At 63.2% G+C, this 23,017-nt stretch carries 9 protein-coding genes and 1 pseudogene; 8 read left to right on the plus strand and 2 right to left on the minus strand.

What is annotated here, in order from left to right; genetic code table 11:
- Positions 1-290: 290 nt before the first annotated feature.
- Together C7S18_RS11200 and C7S18_RS11205 are read left to right on the plus strand one after the other, a co-directional pair.
- Positions 291-677 (plus strand): hypothetical protein, encoded by a 387-nt coding sequence (locus C7S18_RS11200; protein ID WP_146151885.1) that lies wholly within the window; start codon positions 291-293, stop codon positions 675-677.
- A gap of 100 nt (positions 678-777) precedes the next feature.
- Positions 778-6,075 (plus strand): CSLREA domain-containing protein, encoded by a 5,298-nt coding sequence (locus tag C7S18_RS11205; protein WP_106891649.1) that lies wholly within the window; start codon positions 778-780, stop codon positions 6,073-6,075.
- Positions 6,076-6,081: 6 nt separating this feature from the next.
- On the opposite strand, the gene C7S18_RS11210 is transcribed toward C7S18_RS11205, so the two are convergent.
- Positions 6,082-6,792, minus strand: coding sequence for a TetR family transcriptional regulator (locus C7S18_RS11210; RefSeq protein ID WP_106891650.1), 711 nt, complete (start codon positions 6,790-6,792; stop codon positions 6,082-6,084).
- A 129-nt stretch (positions 6,793-6,921) separates the two neighbouring features.
- Between C7S18_RS11210 and C7S18_RS11215 the strand changes: the two genes are divergently transcribed.
- The 6 genes and pseudogenes from C7S18_RS11215 to C7S18_RS11235 all read left to right on the plus strand — a co-directional run bounded on the left by C7S18_RS11215 (position 6,922) and on the right by C7S18_RS11235 (position 22,465).
- A complete protein-coding gene (locus C7S18_RS11215) occupies positions 6,922-8,556 on the plus strand; it encodes a PfaD family polyunsaturated fatty acid/polyketide biosynthesis protein (RefSeq protein WP_106891651.1) in 1,635 nt (544 codons plus the stop codon).
- Entirely contained in the window at positions 8,546-11,665 is a 3,120-nt protein-coding gene (locus tag C7S18_RS11220; RefSeq protein ID WP_106891652.1) for a type I polyketide synthase, read from the plus strand. The genes C7S18_RS11215 and C7S18_RS11220 overlap by 11 nt, the downstream gene beginning before the upstream one ends.
- Positions 11,666-11,910: 245 nt before the next feature.
- A pseudogene (locus C7S18_RS25335) lies at positions 11,911-12,036 on the plus strand (phosphopantetheine-binding protein); the annotation flags it as partial.
- A 246-nt stretch (positions 12,037-12,282) separates the two neighbouring features.
- Positions 12,283-15,159 (plus strand): SDR family oxidoreductase, encoded by a 2,877-nt coding sequence (locus C7S18_RS24945; RefSeq protein ID WP_425481102.1) that lies wholly within the window; start codon positions 12,283-12,285, stop codon positions 15,157-15,159.
- A gap of 14 nt (positions 15,160-15,173) precedes the next feature.
- A complete protein-coding gene (locus tag C7S18_RS11230) occupies positions 15,174-21,815 on the plus strand; it encodes a beta-ketoacyl synthase N-terminal-like domain-containing protein (RefSeq protein ID WP_146151887.1) in 6,642 nt (2,213 codons plus the stop codon).
- The gene (locus tag C7S18_RS11235; protein WP_106891655.1) at positions 21,809-22,465 is read left to right on the plus strand and encodes a 4'-phosphopantetheinyl transferase family protein; all 657 of its coding nucleotides are present in this window, start codon (positions 21,809-21,811) and stop codon (positions 22,463-22,465) included. Before C7S18_RS11230 ends, C7S18_RS11235 begins: the two co-directional genes overlap by 7 nt.
- Here C7S18_RS11235 and C7S18_RS11240 read toward each other — a convergent pair.
- Complete coding sequence (locus C7S18_RS11240) at positions 22,435-22,992, minus strand: NUDIX hydrolase (protein WP_106891656.1); 558 nt, start codon at positions 22,990-22,992, stop codon at positions 22,435-22,437. The two genes, C7S18_RS11235 and C7S18_RS11240, sit on opposite strands and share 31 nt — an antisense overlap.
- Positions 22,993-23,017 lie beyond the last annotated feature (25 nt).

Genomic DNA, 23,017 nt, shown 5'->3' on the forward strand with positions numbered 1-23,017 from the left:
CCGGCACATAGCCTGCCCCGACAAAGGCCGGGGTCCGGACTCGTTGCTACAGAATCAAGCACTTGCGTACTTGATTTTAGGCGGGCAATCCATGGTCCGCATCGCCTCTGAACGTGTTCAGAGGCTCCTTCCGCACAATGCCGTCGTTTCATCGCATCCCTGCGCGAAATCATTTGATCGCATCGTGCGGGCAGGTCGCGTTGCTCACCAGTGACTCGTGTCACGCCCAGGCCAAGACACGCTGATTCAGAATGGAACCCCGGCCAGAAGATGCCACCGAGTACCCCCCGATGAGCCCAGACGCTGCGTCGCCGCCACCCCAGGAGCCCGGCCAAGCCATGCTCGACGGCCTCAACTGGGGCGCACTGGCGCTGACCTCGTTCTGGCTGATTCGGAACGGGTTCCTGCTTACATTTCTGATCTACCTTGGGCTTCTCGTCATGACCGGACCGTTTGCACTGGTCATCAGTCTGCTGTTCTTCGTGCGGGGCACTAAGTGGTCCTGGGGCAATGGCCAGCGTTGGCAGTCCTTTGATCAGTTCGCCGACTCCCAATACATTTGGGGCTACATCGGCAAGGTCTCGCTGCTACTGCAGCTTGCCGCTATCGTTTGGGTGATTAGTTACTACGAGACGATTCAAGCGCTGCTCGCATTGCTTCGCGACAGCAACCGCTGAGCCGCCGTCAGCAGCGACGCTGGTCCCCTATCCAAAGTTAGTATTCGGGCGCCTCGCATTCAGCTAGCGTGCCATTCGATACGGACAGGGAGACTTCCCGATGAGAATGCGATTTGGTCCAGGCCGGACCGGGCAGCGCTTTGCCTGGAATGTAGCCCGTTGCCTGGGAATAGCGATGATTCTCAGCGGCGCGACGAATACGGCGACCGCGGCAACCTTCACGGTCGACAGCACGGCTGACACGTTTGACAGCCCAAACACCACATGCGCGAGCCCCTGCACGCTGCGTCAGGCCATAACGGTTGCCAACAACACCGCCGGTGCCGATACGATTGCTTTCAACATCGCCGGTTCCGGCGAACATGTGATCACCGTGCTGAGCTTGCTGCCCACGATCGACGAGACGCTCACCATCGATGGCTACACCCAGCCCGGGGCCGCCGCCAATACCGACCCAAACATCAGCAATGCGACCATCCTGATCCGCGTACATGGTGACCCGGCTGTGGGGATTAATCGCAATGGCTTCGGTGTCTGCGCCGCGAATAGCAGTATTCGGGGCCTGGCCGTGACCGGCTTTAGCAACTCGCAGATCAGACTCGGCGGTAAGCCCGACGGAACTGCCTGTTCGACGCCGGCCACAGGCTCGGCGGCGACTGGCAATTTTGTCGGCCTTGGTACCGACGGACTGACCGCCATTGGTGGCGGGTCCGGCATTTCTGCTTTGGCCGGCAATATCCAGATCGGTGGCACGCTTCCGGCAGATCGGAATGTCATTGGTGGCTTGAGCGGCAACGGCGTCGGCACCAATAATTCCGCCTCGGGCACCGTCATCCTCGGCAACTTGATCGGCACGGGCCGCGATGGCATCAGCGAACGCGGGATGGGCTTTGGCGTTGGTCTTGGTCAACTGAGCACCAATGTCACGGTGGGCAGCGTTGCGGCACCGAATGTAATTGCGTTCAACGCCCGCGGCTTGGGTACCGGCAGTGGCGGCAACAACCTGAGCTGGACCGGCAATATCTTCCGCCGCAATACCGGCCTGGCGGTCGACTTGGGTAGCAACAACACCGTATTAGCGAACGATGTCGATGATGTGGATACCGGCGTCAACGGCTTGCAGAATTTCCCGGTCGTCAGTGCGGTCACGATCAACCCGACCGAGCTCCTGGTCAATGGCAGCCTGGACGTCGGCAATGTCAGCAGCCTGAGCTACGAGCTGTCGGTATACCTGAATGAGTCGTGCGACGCTACCGGCCATGGCGAGGGCGAGCAGTTGCTGGCGGTGCAATCAGTCAATCTGGACAGCACGCACGAGACCTTTGCTCTGACCGTACCCTACACCGGCCCGAGCAATGGCCGGCGCAATTTGACCATGCTGGCGCGGCATCCAACGAACGGCTCGTCCGAGTTCTCTGCCTGTTTTCGACTCGACCCAACGGCGAGTCTTGTTGTGACCAGTACCGCCGACACCAATGACGGCCTTTGCAATGAAGATTGCACGCTGCGCGACGCGATCGCACAGGCCAATCAGGAAATTGGCGCCGATGAGATCCGATTTGCGATACCAGGCCCCGGACCGCATGTGTTCAACTTGGGCTCGGCGCTCCCGAGCCTGTTCGGACCAGTCGTGATCGATGGCTACAGTCAAGCTGGCGCCAGTCCGAACACCAGTCAGACCGCCAACAACGCGGTCCTCAAGCTGGTTCTGAATGCCAATGCCACGATGAGTACCATGATCAACCTGACTACTGGCTCGGAAGGCTCGAGCATTCGCGGCTTTTCCTTCCTGCACGCGGCCACGGTCAGTAATTCGATCGTTCTGAACAACAACTCAAGCTTCTCTGGTAACTGGGTCGGGGTAGCACCAAACGGTGTGACGACGACTGCAATCGGCGGCGTGTTCGTCAACCTGCAGGGCAGTTCAGCCCTTATCGGCGGCCCGAATCCGGCTGATCGAAACGTGTTCGCGCAAGTGACCGGCAACGCCATTGCCGTGAGTTTCAGCTCGGTCAGCAATGCCGTGATCGAAAACAACGTCTTCGGTTTGCTGCCCGACGGGGTGACGGCGGCTCGCAATGTGGTGAGCATGACCTCATTTGCCGGGGGCAGTCCGACGGTACGCATCCAGAACAATGTCTTTGGCTGCGCAACAACCCATATCTCCGGCGTCGGCTCCAGCCTGATCGCCAACACCTTTGGCCTCGGCGCCGATGGCATCGTCGAACCCAGTGGCAACTGCAACGCCGGCAATCTGCAGCCGAAAAGCAATGCCGTGCTCAGCAACAATGTGATTGTCGCCCGTGGCGCAAACGGCAAAGGCATTGAGCTCAGTTCGGCAAACACCGGCGTTGTGTTCGACCACAACCGAATTCTGTTCAGTTTGGTTCAAGATATCGATCTGAATCAGGATGGCTTCAGTGCCAATGATCCCTTAGACGCCGATGGCAACGCCAACAACACCCAGAACTTTCCAATTCTGACCCAGGCCGCGCGCAATAGTGAAGCGGAGATCCGCTTCAGTGGCGTGCTGAACAGTGCGCCGAATACGCGCTATCGAATTCAGTTCTTCGCTGATGACACGCTGCGTCGAACGGTCTCCGGCCAAACGTTTGCTTTTGCCCGGCACAGTTCAAGCGACGATCTGGAAGTACTGACCGATGCGAATGGTGTCGCCAGTTTCAGCAATCATGACGCCCGTTTTGGCACGGCCAGCTATGTCGGTGCTGTAAGCGCTACCGCGACCCGACTCGATCTCAGCAACAATCCGGTCGAGACGAGTGAGCTCAGCCCGGCCATTGCTGCCTTCAGCCCCGGCGTTGCCAGCCTGGTTGTGACGAACAGCGACCCCAGCGGCCCAGGTTCCTTTCTGCAGGCATTTCTGGAAGCGGAGGCCAAGCCGGATGATTCCGGCAATCCCGACGTGATCAGCTTTGCGATTCCAGGCACCGGTCCGTTTTCGATCACACCCGGCTTGCAGAGTTTGGTAGCCAGCGGTCGACTACAGATCGACGGCTTATCGCAAGACGGCGCGCAAGCGAATACCAGCCCGACCGGCCAGAACGCCGTGTTGCCGATCGAGATTCTGAACGCCTCGTTGCAAGTGCAGGCCAGCCCGCAAGTCATGATTCGCGGTTTGGTGCTCGCAACCACCGCGTCACAGGCCCTGCCCTTTCTGAAGCTTGGCCCCAATACCCTTATGAGCGGCAATTTTGTTGGCGTACGCAGCAATGGCACCAGCGCGGCGGCCGCCATCCAAGCTGCTGCACTGGCCTACATCGAATGCGTCGGCGGTTGCGGTCAGATTGGCGGCAGCGACGATGCCGATCGCAATCTCATCGCCGTGCCGAGCTCGGGCAATCTGGCCGCTATTCTCGGCGGCATGACTTCGGCCTCGGTGATCGAGAACAATCTCTTCGGCCTGCGCGCCGATGGTGTAAGCGCTTTGCTCAGCAACGGCTCCACGGTCACCGCGCCCTTGGTCTCGACACCACGCGCGATTCACAGTCGCTGCAGCGTGGCCTCAGACCAGATTCTGGACAATGTCGTTGCCGGCAGCATGGTCGGTATTCGAGTCGATTCGGGTGCCGCCGAGATCCACGGCAATGCGATCGGCGGCCGAAGCATTGCGGGCAATACCTTCAGCTTCCGCAACGGCAGCGCCGGAATCTGGCTCACCGGCGGCAACAATCACCAAGTTCACGACAATCTCATTCTGAACAATGGCGGTGCCGGCATTGATGTCGGGGCGGCGGTCAGCAACAGCGCGCTCTACGCCAATACGCTCGCGGCACAAACTGGGATCGGCATCGATCTCGGCAGCAATGGGGTCAGCAGCAATGATGCACTCGATGCTGATACCGGTGCGAATGGCCTGCAGAACTTCCCGGTGATCGCAAGCGCGGTGCGCAGCACTGCCGGGGTTAGCTTGTCCGGCAGCCTGTCCAGCAAGCCGAATACGACCTATCGGTTGCGCTTCTGCGCCATCGGGACGGCCGATACCACCGGCAATGGCGAGTGCGATCAGCCACTCGCCGAGACGCTCGATGTCACTACAGATGGCACAGGCTTGGCCAGTTTCTCGATCGGCCCGATCACGATCCCATCGAATCGGACGGCCGTGACCGCGACGGCTTCTGAGCTGAACGCCGGTCTTGAAACCACCAGCGAATTTGCTGCCAATGTCAGCATTCGCCGGCAGAGCCAACTGAACCTCAGCAGTCTGCCCGCGCCCTCGGTGGTTGGGCAGCCGATCACCGTACAGGCGAGCATCGGCATCGAGGTGGGTGGCGCGGCGGCGACTGGCTCGGTGCAGATCACCAGCACGCCGAATGTTGGCAGTTGCACAATCAGCGCGCTCAGCAGTGGCAGCGGCAGTTGCGCGTTCACGCCCACGCAAACCGGTAACATCACGCTGAATGCCACCTATTCCGGTGATGCCAGTACGTCCCCGAGCACGGGTAGTGCGAGCCACCTCATTGAGCCGGCGAGCAGCACGCTGGTGATCACGGGTGACTCACCCGATCCGAGCAGCCCCGGCACGGCCTTTACGGTGACCTTTACCGCCAGCAGCGGTTTCGCCACACCGGAGGGTGCAGTCACCATCAGCGCCAGCGGCGGTGGCAGCTGCAATGCCACGCTCGCGGGCGGTCAAGGCTTCTGCGTCCTGACGCCACTCGGGACCGGCAACCTCACCCTGACCGCCAGCTATGCGGGCAGCAGCACACATCTGGCCAGCGGCGATACGGAGTCGCACAACGTTGGCGCCGCGGCCAGCACGACCAGCATCCAATCAATCAGTCCGAGCCCCAGTGTGTTTGGCCAGGCTGTCACCGTGGTTGCGGCAACCACCGCCGCGTTCGGAACCCCAAGCGGACCGATCACGATCAGCGATGGTTCTGGCGCCAGCTGTCAGATTGCCAGCGGGTCCGGCAGTTGTCAGTTGGTACCGACCAATGTCGGCAGCGATATTGGCATTCGCGCCGACTTCGCCGGCAGTGATGGCCACACGGCGAGCTTTGGCACCGCGACGCATGTCGTGCAACGGGCCGAAGTGCAGCTCACGCTCGCAGCACCGTTTCGCGCTGACGCCGCAGGGGGTCAGCCGGTACAGTTTGCACCGATGCGTGTACCGGTGACGATCAGTGCGGCCGCGCCGGGTGCGGGCACGCCCACTGGCACGATCATTGTCGAGTCGGTGCTGGGCAGCGAGCTCTGCGTCATCGTCCTGCCAGCGACATCCTGCGATCTGACCCCCTTGGGCTTTGGCACCGCGGACTTCACGGCAAGCTTCGTCGGCGATCTGCACTTCAACGAACGACTGGAGCCGTTTTCGGTCGCGATCATTCCGAGCCCGTTGTTCGGTGACAGTTTCGAGTGCGATAACGACTGCCCCTGAGCGCGATCAGCGATTTCGCTGATCTTGCTTCCGGGTTTCCCTGAGCGACTCACTCGGGGTCACCTGGGCGCCCTCGCCCGGCCGCATAAAGCCCTGCTCCAGATGATCAATCGCACGCGCGCCGAGTTCGCCCAAATCGGGCCGACCATTGTGATCAAACCAAAACTGCATCGTCGCGCGGATCACGCCGATGGCGGCGCCAGCCAGAACCCGGGCGCGCAGATCGACTCTCTTGCGATCGACGCGACTGCTGCGCGACCGCGCACGTGCGGCCAGGTCGCCCGGCCCTGCACGCTGAAAATAGCGGTGAAACGCCACTTCCATGGCTTGCTCCCAGTCTTCGTCGATCTCGCGCTCGCGGGCGCGGAGCGTTGGCGTTGATTCGATCAACCGCTGGCGCGCCAGCAACTGGGGCCGATGCTGACTGTATTCCTTGGCAAAAATCTGCGCGATCGCCCGAAGACTGATGAGTGGCGATTCGTCGGCAGGGTTCGATTCCAGTAGTTCGATAAAGCGCTGCAGACGCTCGGCCCGGTTCGGAAAGACCAGCGATTCCTTGCTATCGAAGTAGCGAAAAAACGTCCGGCGGGCGACGCCGGCATCCTGGCACACCTCGTCCAGGGTCGTTGCCTCGAAACCCTGCACGTAGAACCGCTGCAGCGCTGCATCCACCAATGCCCGACGGGTATTTGCCTTCTTGTGATCGCGGAGAGACATGGCCAAGTACAGGATTCGCAAATCATTGAAAATAGACAACTTTCCCGCAAAATCAGGCAGAGAAGCCCACTTTGCGGTATAAAGCGCGCCCGCACAATGTGACACTGAGTGCCACTTTCTGAGTCGATTATGACCGAATCCGCTGCCGCCCCGTCATCTGTCCTGTTGCAACCAAGCTTTGGCGAGGCAGCGTTGCTGGCCGCGTTGGCCGACCCCCGACAAGCCCTTTCCGTGCTAGAGGACCGCGCGTCCGGACGCATTGGGATCAGTGCTGCGGGACCGGCCGACTGCGTGGGCGCTACTGATTTGAACTGGTTGGGCAGCCTGCCTGGCCTGTATCCAGAATGGCTCGGTGAGCGAAGCTTTCAGGAGACACACGGCACACGCTTTGCATACATTGGTGGCGCGATGGCCAATGGCATCGCGTCGATCGCCTATGTCATCGAACTGGCCAAGGCCGGCTGCCTGGGCTTTTTCGGCGCCGCGGGTTTGTCCGCGGCGCGCGTTGAGGCAGCGATCGTCGAACTGAAGAACACCCTGGACCCGCTGGGCTTGCCCTGGGGCGTCAACTTGATCCACAGCCCAGCCGAGCCACTGCTCGAAGACGGTCTTGTCGACTTGTTCTTGAAGCACGGCGTCCGTCTGATCGAGGCCAGCGCGTTCATGGCCATGTCGCCAGCGATCGTCCGCTATGCCGCCAGTGGCTTGTATCGCGATGACTCGGGGCAAATCCAGCGGCGCAATTTTGTGATCGGCAAGATCTCGCGCGAAGAAGTCGCCCGCCGGTTTCTCGAAACACCGCCGAAGGCGATGCTCGATGCGTTGGTTACGGCGGGCAAATTGACAGCGAGTGAGGCCGAACTCGCGGCGCAACTCCCGATCGCTGACGACCTCACGTGCGAAGCCGATTCCGGCGGCCACACCGACAATCGCCCGCTGACCGCACTGGTCCCGTGCATCTTGACGTTGCGCGATCAGATCCTGCGCCAGCGCGGAGACGCACGCACGATCCGCATCGGCGCTGCGGGCGGTATTGGCACACCTGGCGCAGCAGCGGCGGCATTTGCAATGGGTGCGGCATACGTGCAAACCGGTTCGGTCAATCAGGCTTGCGTCGAATCCGGCTTGCACCCGCGTGGCCGCAGCATGCTCGCCAAGGTCGGCATGGCGGACGTGATCATGGCGCCGGCTGCCGACATGTTCGAAATGGGTGTAGACGTGCAAGTCTTGAAACGCGGCAGCCTGTTTGCGGTGCGGGCCCGGAAGCTTTATGAGTTGTATCGTACCTATCCAAGCTTCGATGCCATCCCAGCTGAGGATCGCGAAAAAGTCGAAAAGCAGATGCTGCGCAATGACTTTGCATCGGCATGGGCCTCGACCCGCGAGTTCTGGCTAAAGCGCGAGCCCAAGCAGGTTGAGCGCGCCGAGCGCGATCCCAAGCATTTGATGGCGCTGGTGTTTCGTTCCTACCTCGGTCTCGCGAGCCGGTGGGCGATCGATGGTCTGGATGATCGCGAATCCGACTATCAAATCTGGTGCGGGCCGGCGATGGGCGCGTTCAATCGCTGGGTCGAAGGCAGCTTTCTCGAAGTGCCAGAGGCGCGCACCGTCGCGCAAGTGGCGCGCAATCTGCTCGAAGGCGCCGCGGTTTTGACGCGCGCCCAGCAACTCCGGACGTTTGGCATCAATATGCCGAGCGCCGCGTTCGATTTCCGCCCTCGGCCCCTGGCCGCAGCGCCAACTGGACACTCTCATGCAACGTGAACCTATTGCAGTCGTTGGCGTCTCGGCGCTGTTTCCCGGCTCCAGTGATGCGACCGGGTTCTGGCGCGACATACTCGCCGGCAAGGATTTGCTCAGCGACATTCCGAAGAGCCATTGGCTGATCGACGACTACTTCGACGCCGACCCAAGCGCGCCCGACAAGACCTACGCGAAACGTGGCGGATTCTTGAATCCGGTCGACTTCGACGCGCTCGGCTTTGGCATCCCGCCATCCACCATGCCGGCGACCGACACCTCGCAACTGCTTGCACTCATCGTGGCGCAGCAAGTTCTGGAGGATGTCGCACGTGAGCGGATTGATCAGATCGACCGCTCGCGAATTTCGGTCATTCTCGGTGTGACGAGCGCGCAGGAACTGTTGTTCTCGATGGTCTCGCGGTTGCAGAAGCCGGTCTGGGTCAAGGCGCTCCGCGACACTGGTCTGGCCGAAAGCGATGTCCAGTCGGCGTGCCAGCGCATCGCCGATCAGTATGTGCCTTGGCAGGAAGCGAGCTTCCCCGGTCTGCTCGGCAATGTCGTGGCGGGTCGCATCGCGAATCGGTTGAATCTCGGCGGCACCAATTGCGTCACCGACGCGGCTTGTGCATCGAGCTTCAGCGCTCTCGCGATGGCTGTCAGCGAACTCCAATTGGGCGATTCCGATCTGGTCATCACCGGTGGCGTCGATACGCTCAACGACATCTTCATGTACATGTGTTTTTCGAAGACGCCCGCACTGTCGCCAAGTGGCGATTGCCGGCCGTTCGATCAAGCGGCCGATGGCACGATGCTCGGTGAAGGCCTCGGCATGATCGCGCTAAAGCGACTCGCCGATGCCGAGCGCGATGGCGATCGGATTTATGCCGTTCTGAAGGGCATTGGCACATCGTCGGATGGCCGCTCGAAGTCGGTGTACGCGCCCGTGTCCGCGGGGCAGGCGAAAGCGCTGCGCCGGGCGTATGAGCAAGCCGGTTACGGCCCGCAGACGGTGGAACTTGTCGAAGCGCATGGTACGGGCACCAAGGCGGGCGACATCGCCGAGTTCGAGGGGCTGCGCAGTGTTTACGACGACTCGGGTCGGGCCGATCGCCAATGGTGCGCGCTGGGCTCGGTCAAAAGTCAGATTGGCCACACCAAGGCAGCAGCGGGCGCTGCCGGGCTGTTCAAAATCGTGATGGCCCTGCACCACAAGGTACTGCCCCCCACCATCAAGATCGATGCGCCCAACCCCAAGCTCGCCCTGGAGCAAAGCCCGTTCTATTTGAACACGGTGGCGCGGCCATGGATTCGGAACAGCAACCATCCGCGGCGCGCGTCGGTCAGTGCGTTTGGCTTTGGCGGCTCGAACTTCCATCTGACCCTTGAAGAGTATCGCGGCTCGCATGGCGCAGAGCGTCTGCCCATGCACGAGCACGAGTTGCTCGCGATCTCGGCAGACGCTTCAGCCGATCTGCTGGCGCAACTCCGCGCAGCGGCCAAGGCGTCGAATCTCTATCAGGCGGCACGCGCCGCGCGGGCCTCGTTTGATTCGGCGCGACCCTACCGGTTGGCGCTGGTGCTGCCCATCAGTGGCGATTGGCAGCAGCGTTGTGTGACCGTCGCTACCGAGATTCAGGCCAATCCAGAGCAGCCGTTTCAACAGGCCGATGGCAGCAGCTACGGCATCGGTTCAGCACCGGGCAAAGTCGCCTTCCTGTTCCCAGGCCAAGGCAGCCAGTACGTGCAGATGGGCGCCAACCTGTTGATGAGCTCGGACGCCGCACGATCGGTTTATGATCGCGTAGCCGACATCGAGGCGGTCGATCTCGATCAGCTGCATCACTTCGTATTCCCGAAACCCGTGTTCGATGCCGAAAGCCGCACCGCGCAACAAGACGCACTGACCGCGACCGAATGGGCGCAACCAGCGTTGGCGGCGAGTTCGATGGCCACCCTCGCGTGCTTGCGGCAACTCGGCATCCAAGCCGATGCGGCGGCGGGACACAGTTTTGGTGAGTTGAGCGCGCTCTGCGCGGCCGGCTGCATCGATCTGGAAAGCCTGATGCTGCTTGCCCGTGCGCGCGGCCTCGCGATGGCGCAAGCGGCGATCGACAGCGATGGTGGCATGCTCGCAGTCTCGGCCACGCGCGAGCGTGCTGGCGATATTCTGCAGCAAGCGGGCATCACGCTGAGCCTCGCAAATCACAATGCGCCCAATCAGATCGTGCTGTCCGGCACGTCGGCCGAGATCGCGCGTGCGGAAGCTGAACTCAGTCGGCACGGACTCGCAAGCAAGCGACTCGCAGTGGCGACCGCGTTCCATTCGCCCATCGTGGCCCAGGCCGCGACGCAATTCGCCGAAACGTTGGCGATGCAGACCTTCGGATCGGCGCAGATCCCGGTCTACAGCAATGGCTTGGCGGCCGCGGTCGACGGGACAAGTGACCGTTGGCGCGACTTGCTTGCCAATCAGATCGCAAGCCCGGTGCGCTTTGTCGACATGATCGAACATATGTACGCCGACGGCGTGCGTGTGTTTGTCGAAGTCGGCGCCAGCAGCGTCCTCAGCGGCCTCGTGCCCGCGATTCTCGGCGACCGCCCGCACTCAGCCATCGCGACCGACCGGCGCAACAAACCGGGCCTCGCTGTGTTCGTCGGTGCCATCGCGCGCCTCGCCGCGCTGGGCGTCCCCATGCAACTCGGCAAACTGTTTGCCGATGTGCGCGTGGATGCGCCAAGCATCAAGCCTGGGAAAATGCCGATCAAAATTTCTGGCGCCAACTACGGCAAGCCCTACCCGCCACTTGACCCAAGCAATCTGCCCGGGCCGAACCCGGAACGCCCCGCCCTGTCGCCCGCCACGCCGGCTGCGATGCCAACCGCGGCAATGCCACCTGCTTCTGCCCACGTCGCGGCACCAGCGCCGCACGCTCCTGTGACTGAGTCTTCTGCCATGTCGTCTGCCCAACCCCGAGTACTGCCAACGTGTCTGCCGAATGGTTGCGCGTGTTCCTGGAAACGCAACAGCAGACGGCAGAGGCTCATGCCGCGTTTCAGCAAGCGATGGCCGATAGTCATCAGGCCTACCTGCGCGTTGCCGAAACGGCACTTCTCGGCATCAGCGGGTTGACTGGCACGACACCAAACGTCGGCGCGATTGCTGCGGTGAATACGCGACAGGTGAGCCCGCTGCTGCCGAGCGTGCCGGCGGCGTTTGCCACCGCGTCAGTTGCCACGCCGCCGCCCACGGTTGCCGTGACCGTTCCGGCCGTTGCGCCAGTCGCGCCTGTTGCCGCGCTTGCCAATGCGTCAGCGCATGCAGCGCCGCCTGTTGTGGCGTCCCCTCGCGTCGATCTGAAGCAGGTGCTGCTGACGGTCGTCAGTGACAAGACCGGTTATCCGTACGAGATGCTGAAGCTCGACATGGATCTCGAAAGCGATCTCGGCATCGATTCGATCAAGCGCGTCGAGATTCTTGCCGCGCTCGAAGATCAGGCCGGCTCGACCACGCGCCCGGATCGGCAGCGGCTGTCTGGCATGCAAACGCTGGCGCAGATCGTTGCTGAGTTTGAAGCGCTTGCGGGCCCGACGGCACTGCCCGCAGCGCATTCGAGCACAGCGACAATGACCATTGCGGGCGCTGCTCCCGTCGCGGCTGCAGCCAGTGCCCCAACACCCGCCGCCGCTGACTCCGCCCGGCAGACCGTACTCCAGGTCGTTGCCGACAAAACGGGTTACCCCGTCGACATGTTGCAACCGAGCATGGACTTGGAAGGCGACCTGGGCATCGACTCGATCAAGCGCGTCGAAATTTTGGCGGCGATCGAAGAACGTGCGCCAGCCCTTGCCGGAGCCGACCGTGCGCGCCTCTCGAGCATGCATACACTGGCCGAGATCATTGGCTATCTCGATGAACTTTCGCCCGCAGCACCATCAGCCAGCGCGGCGCCGGTCATCGCACCAGCCCAAACCACAAGCGGCGAGCCGCCCAGCAAGGTGTTGCTGCAAGTCGTCGCCGACAAAACCGGTTACCCGGCCGACATGCTGCATCTCGACATGGATCTCGAAGGCGATTTGGGCGTCGATTCCATCAAGCGCGTCGAGATTCTGGCGGCATTCGAGGAACGGCTGCCAAGTCTCGCCCAGGTTGATCGACAACAGCTCTCCAGTCTGCGCACGTTGAAAGAAATCGCGGCACTACTGCCTGATGTCGCGAGCACTGCGGCCCCATCAGTGGCGCAGGCCGCGCCGGCAGCCCCCGCCGTCGCAGTCGCACCAAGCAAGTCGCCCACCGCGCCGACGGTGACCGTTGCCGATCTGAGCCACACCGGCTTCACGATTCCAAACAGTTTGGGCCGCTACGCGCTCACCAAGGTGCCCGCAACGGCAACTGGGATGGCTTTGCCTGGCTTGTTCGCCGGACCAATTCATGTCGTCGGCGAGCCCGCCGTTGCTGAGGCGCTGACGGTGCTGCTTCGCACGATGGGCATTCAGGCCACCAACACCGAGCCGACGCCCTCGGCCGCGGGCCTGATCGATCTGAGTGGCCTCCTGCCAATCAGCAGTGTGGAACAGGCCATGGCGATTCAAGCTGCGAGCTTTGCGCGGGCACGCGTGATCGCCGCGCATCACGCCGAACACGGTGGGGTATACGTCACCGTGCAAGATACAGGCGGCAGCTTTGGCCTCAACGGTCAAAGCCAGGAACGCGCGTGGTTGTCGGGCTTCCCCGCATTGGTCAAAACCGCCGCGCTGGAATGGCCGCGTGCTCATTTGCGCGCCATTGATCTGGAGTGCGGTCAGCGCGCGATTGGTGCGATTGCCGAAGCGATTGCACAAGAACTGTTGCAAGGCGGCGGCGAAATCGAAGTCGGCCTCAACACCCAGGGCGAGCGCTGCACGCTCCGATCCGTACTGAAGCCCGTGCGCCCCAGCATGAGCGTGCTGAACAGCGGTGACGTGGTGCTCGTGTCCGGTGGCGCCCGCGGCGTGACGGCCGCCTGCATCGAAGCCTGGGCCCGCACCCAGAAACTCAAATTCGTGCTGCTCGGCCGCACGGCGCTGAGCCCCGAGCCCGCCAGTTGCGCCCAGGCCGCCGACGAAACGGGAATCAAGCGCGCCCTGCTGGCCGAGGCCATGGCGGCGCGCGAATCGATCACTCCGAGCGAACTCAATGCGCGCGTGCGCCAAGTGCTTGCAAATCGCGAAGTACGGAACACGTTGTCAGCCATCCAATCCGCTGGGGCCGAAGCGCACTACTTGCCGGTCGACGTCAACAACGCCGCGCTGCTGCAACAGGCGCTGCAGCGAGTGCGCACGGCGCTCGGCCCGATCGCGGGCCTGGTGCATGCGGCCGGTGTGCTCGCCGACAAGCGCATTGCCGACAAAACCGATGCTCAGTTCGATGCCGTATTCGGCACGAAGGTCCTGGGCCTCGCGGCGCTGTTGCAAGCAACTGCCGACGACCCGCTGAAACTCCTTGCCGTGTTCTCGTCGGTGTCCGCCCGTTGCGGCAATACCGGCCAGGCCGATTACGCGATGGCCAACGAAGTGATCGCCAAAGTGGCGAGAACCGAAGCCCGGCGGCGTCCGGGTCTGCGCGTGAAGTCATTTGGCTGGGGCCCTTGGGAAGGCGGCATGGTCACGCCGCATCTGAAAGCGCGCTTTGCCGAGCTTGGCGTGCCAATGATCCCGCTCGCTATTGGCGCGCAGATGTTTGTCGATGAACTGCGCGACGCCCGCGTTGACGATGTCGAGTTGGTGCTCGGTGGCGAGCCGCGGCCAGAAGCGCTGCTGGCAGATGGCGCGGATGCGCGCGTCGCCGCGGTCGAAGTCTCGGTGAATCAAGACAGCCATCGCTATCTGGAAGGTCATGCCGTGGACGGTCAACCGGTCCTGCCGGCGGTGCTCGTTGCCGAGTGGTTTGCCCGTGCGGCGGCGAGCCTGCGCCCTGGTCTGAAGCTGCAATCGCTCCACGACCTGAAGGTGCTGAAGGGCGTGCGCCTGGATCGCTTCGAGAACGGCGGTCAACGATTCCGGGTCGAAGCACGCCCGCTCTCCGATCGCCAGGGCACGAGCTTTGATATGCGCCTCATCGACCAGCAAGGGCAACTGCGCTACAGCGCCCGGGTCGAACTCGGCGAGAACGCTCAGCGACCGGGCAAGGGCTTGCCGGAATTGCAGACAGAGGCCTGGCACGGTGCGCCGCTCTACGACCAGTTGTTGTTTCATCGCGGCTCGTTCGAGCTGATCAATGCAATTGATGGGGTGTCCGATGACGGCTTGCTCGCGACGCTCACCGGCATTTCGGCAGCAGGCTGGCAGGCCGAACCCTGGCAGTTCGATGTGGCCGCGCTCGATGCCGGATTACAGGCTGCCGTGCTGATGGGCCACCGCATGCTCGGGGTACCGAATCTGCCGATGGCCATCGCCGAACTGCGCCACTATGGCGAGCTCCCGGCACCAGGCCCGCTGCGCGCGGCCGCCGTGCGGAAGAAACACGGCAGCAGCGAAATGACAACAGACATTGTGCTGATCGATAGCCAGGGCCGTCGCATCGCCGAACTACTCGGCGTGCAGAACGTCGCGCTGCCGCGCGGCCAGTGGTCAGACCGCGCCGCCTGAATCCGCAATCGTTCATGAGCCCGAAACCCGCTGTGTTTGCTCCCATTGCCATTGTCGGACACGCGTGCGTGCTGCCCGGCGCGCTCAGCCCGGACGCGTTGTGGGCAGCCGTCGTCGCCAAGGCTGATCTGACCTGCGACGTTCCTGTTGCCGACTGGCGCATGCCGAACGACAGTGTGCTGCTAACGCCCGGCATGCAGGACGCCGATCGCTGTCAGCACAGCCGTGCGGGCCGCGTCCAGGGTTTTGCCGACGTGTGGAATCCGGAAGGGTTTGCGGTGCCTGCAGCCACGCTGCAACGCCAGGACCCAATGCTGCATTGGCTCCTGCATTCCGCGCGCGAAGCCCTGCGCAACGTGCCGGGCACACGCCAGCGTGTCGGCGCGGTGCTCGGCAATCTGGGCTTCCCGACTGCCTCGATGGCGCGCTTTGCCGAAAACGTCTGGACCGATGCGGCGCAATCCGAGCCGAGCCACCGTTACATGAGTGGCGGCACGGCCGCGTGGTTTGCGCGTGCCCTGCAATTGGATCAAGGCGCGTTCTGTCTGGATGCGGCGTGCGCCAGCTCGCTGTATGCCTTGAAGCTCGCGTGCGACCGTTTGCATGATGGCCGCGCCGATCTCATGCTCGCCGGTGCCGTGCAAGGCGCCGACGATCTGTTCCTGCACGTGGGGTTCAGTGCACTCAAAGCGTTGAGCCCGAGTGGTCAATCGCGCCCGTTTCATCGTGACGCCGACGGCCTGATCCCCGCTGAGGGTGCTGCGGTGTTTGCGTTGAAACGTCTGGCCGACGCGGTTCGCGATGGCGACACGATTCACGGGGTCATTCGCGGCATTGGGCTTTGCAACGACGGCAAAGGCCGTGGCTTGCTGGTGCCCGATCAATCCGGGCAGGAGCGCTGCCTCCGTCTTGCGTATGCGAGCGCCGATCTCAACCCGAGCGACGTCAGTCTGCTCGAATGCCATGCGACGGGTACCAGTGTCGGCGACGCGACGGAATTGAGAAGCGCCGCTGCTGTGTTTGGTGACCACGCTGGGTTACCGATCGGCTCGTTGAAATCCAACCTGGGTCATTTGATTACCGCAGCCGGTGGCGCGGGTCTGATCAAGGTGCTGATGGCCATGCGTCACCAGATGCGGCCGCCCACGCGTTTCGATGGCGCGCTGAATCCGGCATTGCCGGGCCTGCCGTTTCGCGTGTTGACCGAGACCGAAGCGTGGCCCAGTGACGGCCCGCGAATCGCTGCCGTATCGGCCTTCGGCTTCGGCGGCAACAACGCGCACCTGATTGTCAGCGAGTTTGCGCCCGAACTGCTGCAGGCGCCGGTCACCACAACGCCAACGCCCGCCCGCTTCGCGCTGGTCGGTGTGGGATTGCTCGACGGCGAATATCCCGATTGGGCAAGCTTTGCGAGCGCCGCTCCCGCAACGAACGGCGAGAACGGCGCGTCGTCGCCCGGTGCAATGCCGCCGTTCGACCTCGAACTGAGTGGCTTGCGTTTACCGCCGAATGACCTGAATCGTTGCCTGCCGCAGCAACTGGCGCTGTTCAATGTGCTGCGTCAGGCTTGGCACGGCCAGTCTGAGGCGTTGCCGTCACGGACTGCCGTGATCATCGGCATGGAGCCGGATCCAAACGTGGCCCGCTACGGCCTGCGTTGGCGTCTTGCCAATCAATTCAGCGGCGCTGCACTGACCGAAGCGCGTGATGCCGTCGTGCCGGCGCTCGACGCCGCCGCCGTGCTCGGCACCATGCCGAACATTCCCGCCAATCGTCTGTCCTCGCAATTCGACCTCATGGGTCCGTCGTTCACGGTGCAGGCACTTGCCGACTCCGGATTGCAGGCACTGAGTCTGGCGCTCGATGCGCTCACCCATCACGATGTCGACCTGGCACTCGTCGGCGTATCGGAATTCGCGGCCGACGACGTGGACGCAGCGGCCAGCGGCCGCCCGGGCAGTGACGGCGCGATCATGCTTGCGATCAAACGCTGGGACGACGCGTCGCGCGAGCACGACCGCATCATTGCCGAGATGGTGCTGGACCCAAACACCAATGCCCCGCGCGCACTGGACCCGAGTCCAGAGCAGGTACCAAGCCTTGGCGCCGCTGCGGGACTGCACGCATTGCTCGCACCACTGCGGGCGGCCAATCGCAATCTAAGTGTTGCTGGCGAGCCTGCTCTCGGTGATTCGGCGCACCGTTCGCGCGTGTTGCCAGACGGTCGCACCCTGCGCCTTCTGTCACCCTCGGAGCGCCGACGCATCGACACACCCGTGCCCGGCCTGCACCTATACAGCGGCGCCAACCGCCAGCACGTATTAGCTGCGCTGCGGGCCAGACAGACGAGCGACGTCGGCCCGGCCCGTCTCGTGATTCTGGCTGACGCAAGCGATTACGAGGCGCAGCATCAACGCGCCGAGGCCATGCTGGAACAGGGCCTGCCGAACACGGCCACGTTGATCTATCGCGAGCAACCCATTGCAGGTGACGTCGCCTTTGTGTTCACCGGCGCCGGTGCGTCTTACGCCGACATGGGTCGCGCGTTGCTGGCTGACCTGCCGGAACTGACCAATGCACTGCGCCGCGAATCGCCCCGGTTGCTTGAGGGCTTGCGCCGAGCGTGGGAACCTGATTTCGAGCAGGCCGATCCGAGCACGCAGTTGCTGGCGGCATCAGCACTGTCGCAGTGTCATCTGCGCCTCAGCGAGGACATTCTCGGATTGCGCGCCGACGCCTGGCTCGGTTATTCGTCAGGCGAGACCAATGCGTTGTTTGCGTCTGGCATCTGGCACCAACCCGATGCGCTGATGGCCGACATGGACGCCAGCGGCTTAATGCAGACGACGCTCGCTGGCGAGTTCCGGACGCTGCAAACGCTATGGCCCGAATCGCTTGGGTTCGCCACGTGGACCGTCCTGGCACCGCTCGCCGAAGTGCAGGAGCGTCTGCAAGCGTTTCCGCGCGTCCGCTTGTGCATTGTGGACAGCGCCGAGCAATGCCTGATTGCAGGTGATCGCGAACAATGCGAGCACCTGGTTCAGGCGATCGGACGCACACGCTGTTTGCCACTGTCGTATTCGATGATCGTGCACATGCCCGAAGTGCGTGCCGAAGCCGAAGCGTGGTACCGCCTGCATGCCCGCACGGCGCACCCCATTCGTCACGGCCGCATCTATTCCAGCGCTTGGGCCAAGGCCTACGAGCCGAGCGAGTCGGCTTGCGCGCAGGCGATTCTCGATCAGGCCATCGATACTCTGGATATCCGGCGGGTCATCGAACAAGCCTGGCAGGACGGCGTGCGCTTGTTCGTCGAGCACGGTCCAGGCAGCAGCTTTTCACGCGCCATCCGCGCCCAACTCGGCGAGCGCGATGCGGTGATCGTGAGTCTGGACCGGAAGGGTCAGGGTCTCTCCGGGCTGTGGCAAGTTGTCGCGCAGCTCCGCTCGGCCGGATTCGCGGTCGATCTCGCTGCGATCACACGTCGGCTTGGGATCTACGATCAAGTGCCAGCCCCCACGCGCCCGTATCGCGTGCAACCGCATTGGCCGAACGTGCGACGCCCTACCAATCGTCAGCCACTCGCACTCGAAGCAGCCCCCAAACTAAGCGATCCGTTCATGAAACCGGCGCCCGCCCTGCCACCGTCCAGTCTGCCACCCGTGGTCTGGCGCAGCACCCGGCCCAACGCGGCCGCAGTCGACGTCGACACGCCCGTGGTCCCAGCCGTGCGTGCGCCAGTGGCCACCGCTATGCGCGTTGCGGCGGTGCCCGCCGCGATCACGCAAGTGGCCCCCGCGTCGTCCGCGACAACACCAGCTGCTGCAATCGCACCAACGCCGCCAACCGTAACCGTGGCCACCGCGCATGCCGGAGTCGTTGCACCAACGCCCATCGCACCGCCCGAGACCGCGAGCGCGTTGCCCGCAGCGGCGCTGCAACATCAATTGCAGCAGCTGACATCTTTGCAACAGCAATATCTCGCGCACCAGTTGGCCGCGCACCAGCGGTTTCTGGCCATTCGCGAACAGGCTGTCCGCGTGCTGCTGGCCTCGGGTGCACAAGCACAAGATTTCCAAGGCCAGGTTGCGCACACCGCTTTCGACCCACCAACGCCGGGTGTCGCGCCAACGCCGATCGTCGCCCAAACCGCGCCGCGTTCCGAACCAAGCGTCAACGTGAGCACCGTTCCTGAGGCCCCACCTGCCCCGGTGTTGCGCCCGGAGCCGCGCCCTGCCCCCGCGTCAATCGCGGTGCAGACTGCAACGATTCCAGCGCTCGCGCCCCCGACCGGTCCAACGTTCAGTCGCGAGCAACTCGAAGTGCACGCCGATGGCGCGATATCGCGCATCTTTGGACCGGCGTTTACGGGTCAGGATCACTACCTCCGACAGGTGCGGATGCCAAAGCCGCCGCTGCTGTTGGCGGACCGTGTCGTGGGCCTCGACGCCGAACCCATGGCGCTCGGCAAAGGCCGGATCTGGACCGAAACCGATGTCGGCTCGCAAACTTGGTATCTGCACCACGAACACATGCCGGCAGGCGTGATGATCGAAGCCGGTCAGGCCGACCTCATGCTGATCTCCTGGGCAGGCATCGACAGCGTCAATCGCGGCGAGCGCGTGTACCGCCTGCTCGGTTGCGAACTCACCTACCATGGCGATTTACCTAAGCGCGGCGATACGCTGCGCTTTCAAATCGACCTCGATGGCCACGCTGCGCAAGGCGACGTGCGCCTGATGTTTTTCCACTACGACTGCTACAACGGTGCACGCCCGCAGTTGTCGGTGCGGCAAGGTCAGGCTGGCTTCTTTACCGATCAAGAGCTTGCTGATTCGGCTGGCTGTTTGTGGCGGGCGGAAGACCAGGACATTCGCGCCGACGCACGCGTGGACGCGCCGCTCGTCACCGCGATTCCGGAACGATACGAGCGCGCCGCACTCGATGCCTTTGCGGCCGGCGATCTGGTGCGGTGCTTTGGCCCCGACTTCGGCTTCACCCGAACCCATACGCGCACGCCAACCTTTGCTGCGGGCGACTTGCTGCTGTTCGATCGCGTCACGTCCCTCAGCAGCCATGGCGGACCGTGGCAACGCGGCTACTTGCGCGCTGAGCTTGATATCCATCCCGATCAGTGGTTCTTCGACGGTCATTTCAAGAACGACCCATGCATGCCAGGCACGCTGATGTTCGATGCCTGCCTGGGCGCCATGGCGTTTTATCTGGCGGCAATGGGCTACACGCTAAAGCGCGACGGCTGGCGGTTCCAGCCGGTTCCCGAAGTGCCCTACAAGCTGCAGTGCCGCGGCCAGGTCACCCCGCGTTCGCGGCAGCTGGTCACCGAGATTTTTGTCGAAGAGCGCCACGACGGCCCGATCCCGACGCTGTATGCCGATCTCCTGTGCACTGTCGATGGCCTGAAAGCATTCCACGCGCGCCGCGTGGGATTGCAATTAGTGCCGGCTTGGCCGATGGCCTACGAGGCCAGCATTCCGCCAATTGAAGCAACGCGTCCGGTGGCAACGGTTGACGGATTCCGCTTTGATCAACGCGCGCTGCTTGCGTGTGCCGATGGGCGACCGAGCGAGGCGTTTGGTCCGATGTATCGCCGCTTTGATGGCGTGCAACGCGTCGCCCGCTTGCCGAGCCCGCCGTATCACTTCATCAGCCGCATCGCCGAAATCGATGGCCCGATCGGCGTGATGAAAGCCGGCGCTAGGGTGCTGGCCGAGTACGATGTGCCGGCTGAGGCTTGGTACTTCTCGGACAACCACGGCGTGATGCCCTTCTCCGTGTTACTGGAAGCCGCACTGCAACCGTGTGGCTGGCTCTCCAGCTATGTCGGCTCTGCGTTGACGCAGGAGATCGAACTGGGCTTCCGCAATCTCGATGGTGACGGCACGATCTTTGCCGAGATTCACCCAGGCAGTGGCACGCTCAAAACCGAGGTCTGTCTGACCGACGTATCGGCCAGCGGCGGCATGATCATCGAGAGCTTCGAGGTCCACTGCTGGCTCGGCGCCCAAGACATCTATCGCCTCAAGACGGTCTTCGGTTTCTTTCCCGAAGCGGCGCTCGCCAATCAGGCCGGATTGCCAGCGAATCCAATGCATCAGCAACTGCGTGTCGAGGCGACCCCCGCCGCGATCGAAGTCGCGTCAGCGGACGCGGCCAGTCGTCTGAAACTCGCCAAGCACATGTTGCAGATGATCGACCGGATCGAAGGCTATTGGCCGACCGGTGGCAAGGCCGGGCTCGGCGCCGCGCGCGCCGTCAAAGACATCGATCCGGGCGAGTGGTTCTTCAAGGCGCATTTCTTTCAGGACCCGGTGCAACCGGGCTCGCTGGGCCTTGAGGCGATGGTGCAGACGCTCGCCTATGTGATGCTCGAACAGGGCATGGCCGACGGGATCGAGTCGCCACGCTTTGAGACCATCGCGACCGGCTTCCCGCATCGCTGGAAGTATCGGGGCCAAGTCTTGCCCAAGCATCGGATCGTGCAGACCACGCTCGAAGTCATCGAGCGCGGTCGTGACCAGCGCGGGCCGTTCGCGATTGCTGAGGCGAGCCTGTGGGTCGATGGTCAACGCATCTACGAGGCCAGCGGTCTGGGTCTTCGCATTGTCAGCGCAGCGAGCACCGGCAACCCATGCTGATCGATCTCGCCGAGCCGCAGTTTGCACTGCGCCTCGCGCGTATCAGCGACGCGATGGCCGACATGCCAACCGGCCAGAACTGGCTGAGTCCGAGTGAACAGACCCGGCTGCAGGCGATGCGCCACAGTGGTCGTCGCGAGGAGTTTCTGCTGGGTCGTTGGCTACTGCGCACACTGTTTGCCCGAAGCTTTGGCGGTGACCCTGCCACCTGGCCGTTCGCCGAACAACCGCAACGGCCACCGGTCTCGGTGCGCCACAGTCCGTTCGGCTACGTGTCGATCAGCCATGGCGGCGGGTTTGTGGCAGCGGCAGCAGCCGTATCGCCCATTGGCGTGGACGTCGAATCTGCCACCAGACGTCTGCCTGCGGAAGTCTTCGAGCCGCTGTTCGGCCGCAGTGGCATGACGGATTTGGAACGGCTGCAGCATTGGGTCGTGACCGAAGCGTTCCTGAAGCAGCAGATTCTGCCCGCCCATACCGACACGATTCGCCGCAATGCGCTGCAACCCGCGCCGGTCAACCGGGCACGGGTTCGCGTGCAACTGACCGACGACTACATTTTTGCGATTGCCGGAGCGCCGGATGTGCTGAGCGCCGCATCGTTTGCGGCGTGGCCGGGTTATGGGCCGGTGGGTTCCGGCCAGAGCTGACCGCGGGCATCGCGTTCGGCAAAGTACAAACCGGACCAGATCTTGGGGTCCATCGGAAACCCTTCCGCCTGCTTGGCCATGAGCCACACCGCCGCCTCGGCGAGCGGTACCCGGTGCACGACGATCTGCTCGGTTTCATCGCCGCCGCCGGCGCTGACCTGCGTCAACCCGGTGGCACGGATAAAATGCGCGTACTCGGTACTCATCCCAGCCGACACCGGGCCACCCATGACGTAGTCCAGTCGCGATGCCTGATAGCCGGTTTCCTCTTCGAGTTCGCGGCGCGCGCTCTCCAAGATGTCCTCATCTTCGGACCCGGCCAAGTCGCCAATCAGTCCGGCCGGCATTTCAATGGTGGTGGCCTGAATCGGCGGGCGGTATTGCTCGACAAACAGCAGCTCGCGGGCCGGCGTCAGCGCGACCACAATGACCGCCCCGCGTGGATTGACTCGCTCGGCAAATTCCCAGCCGTTGCGGGCCTTGATGCGCAACCAGCGACCATTGAAAAGCGTGACGGTTTCAGTCATTGTGTCCGGCTCCTTTGCCCCGATG

This window comes from Ahniella affigens (assembly GCF_003015185.1).
Lineage (GTDB): Bacteria > Pseudomonadota > Gammaproteobacteria > Xanthomonadales > Ahniellaceae > Ahniella > Ahniella affigens.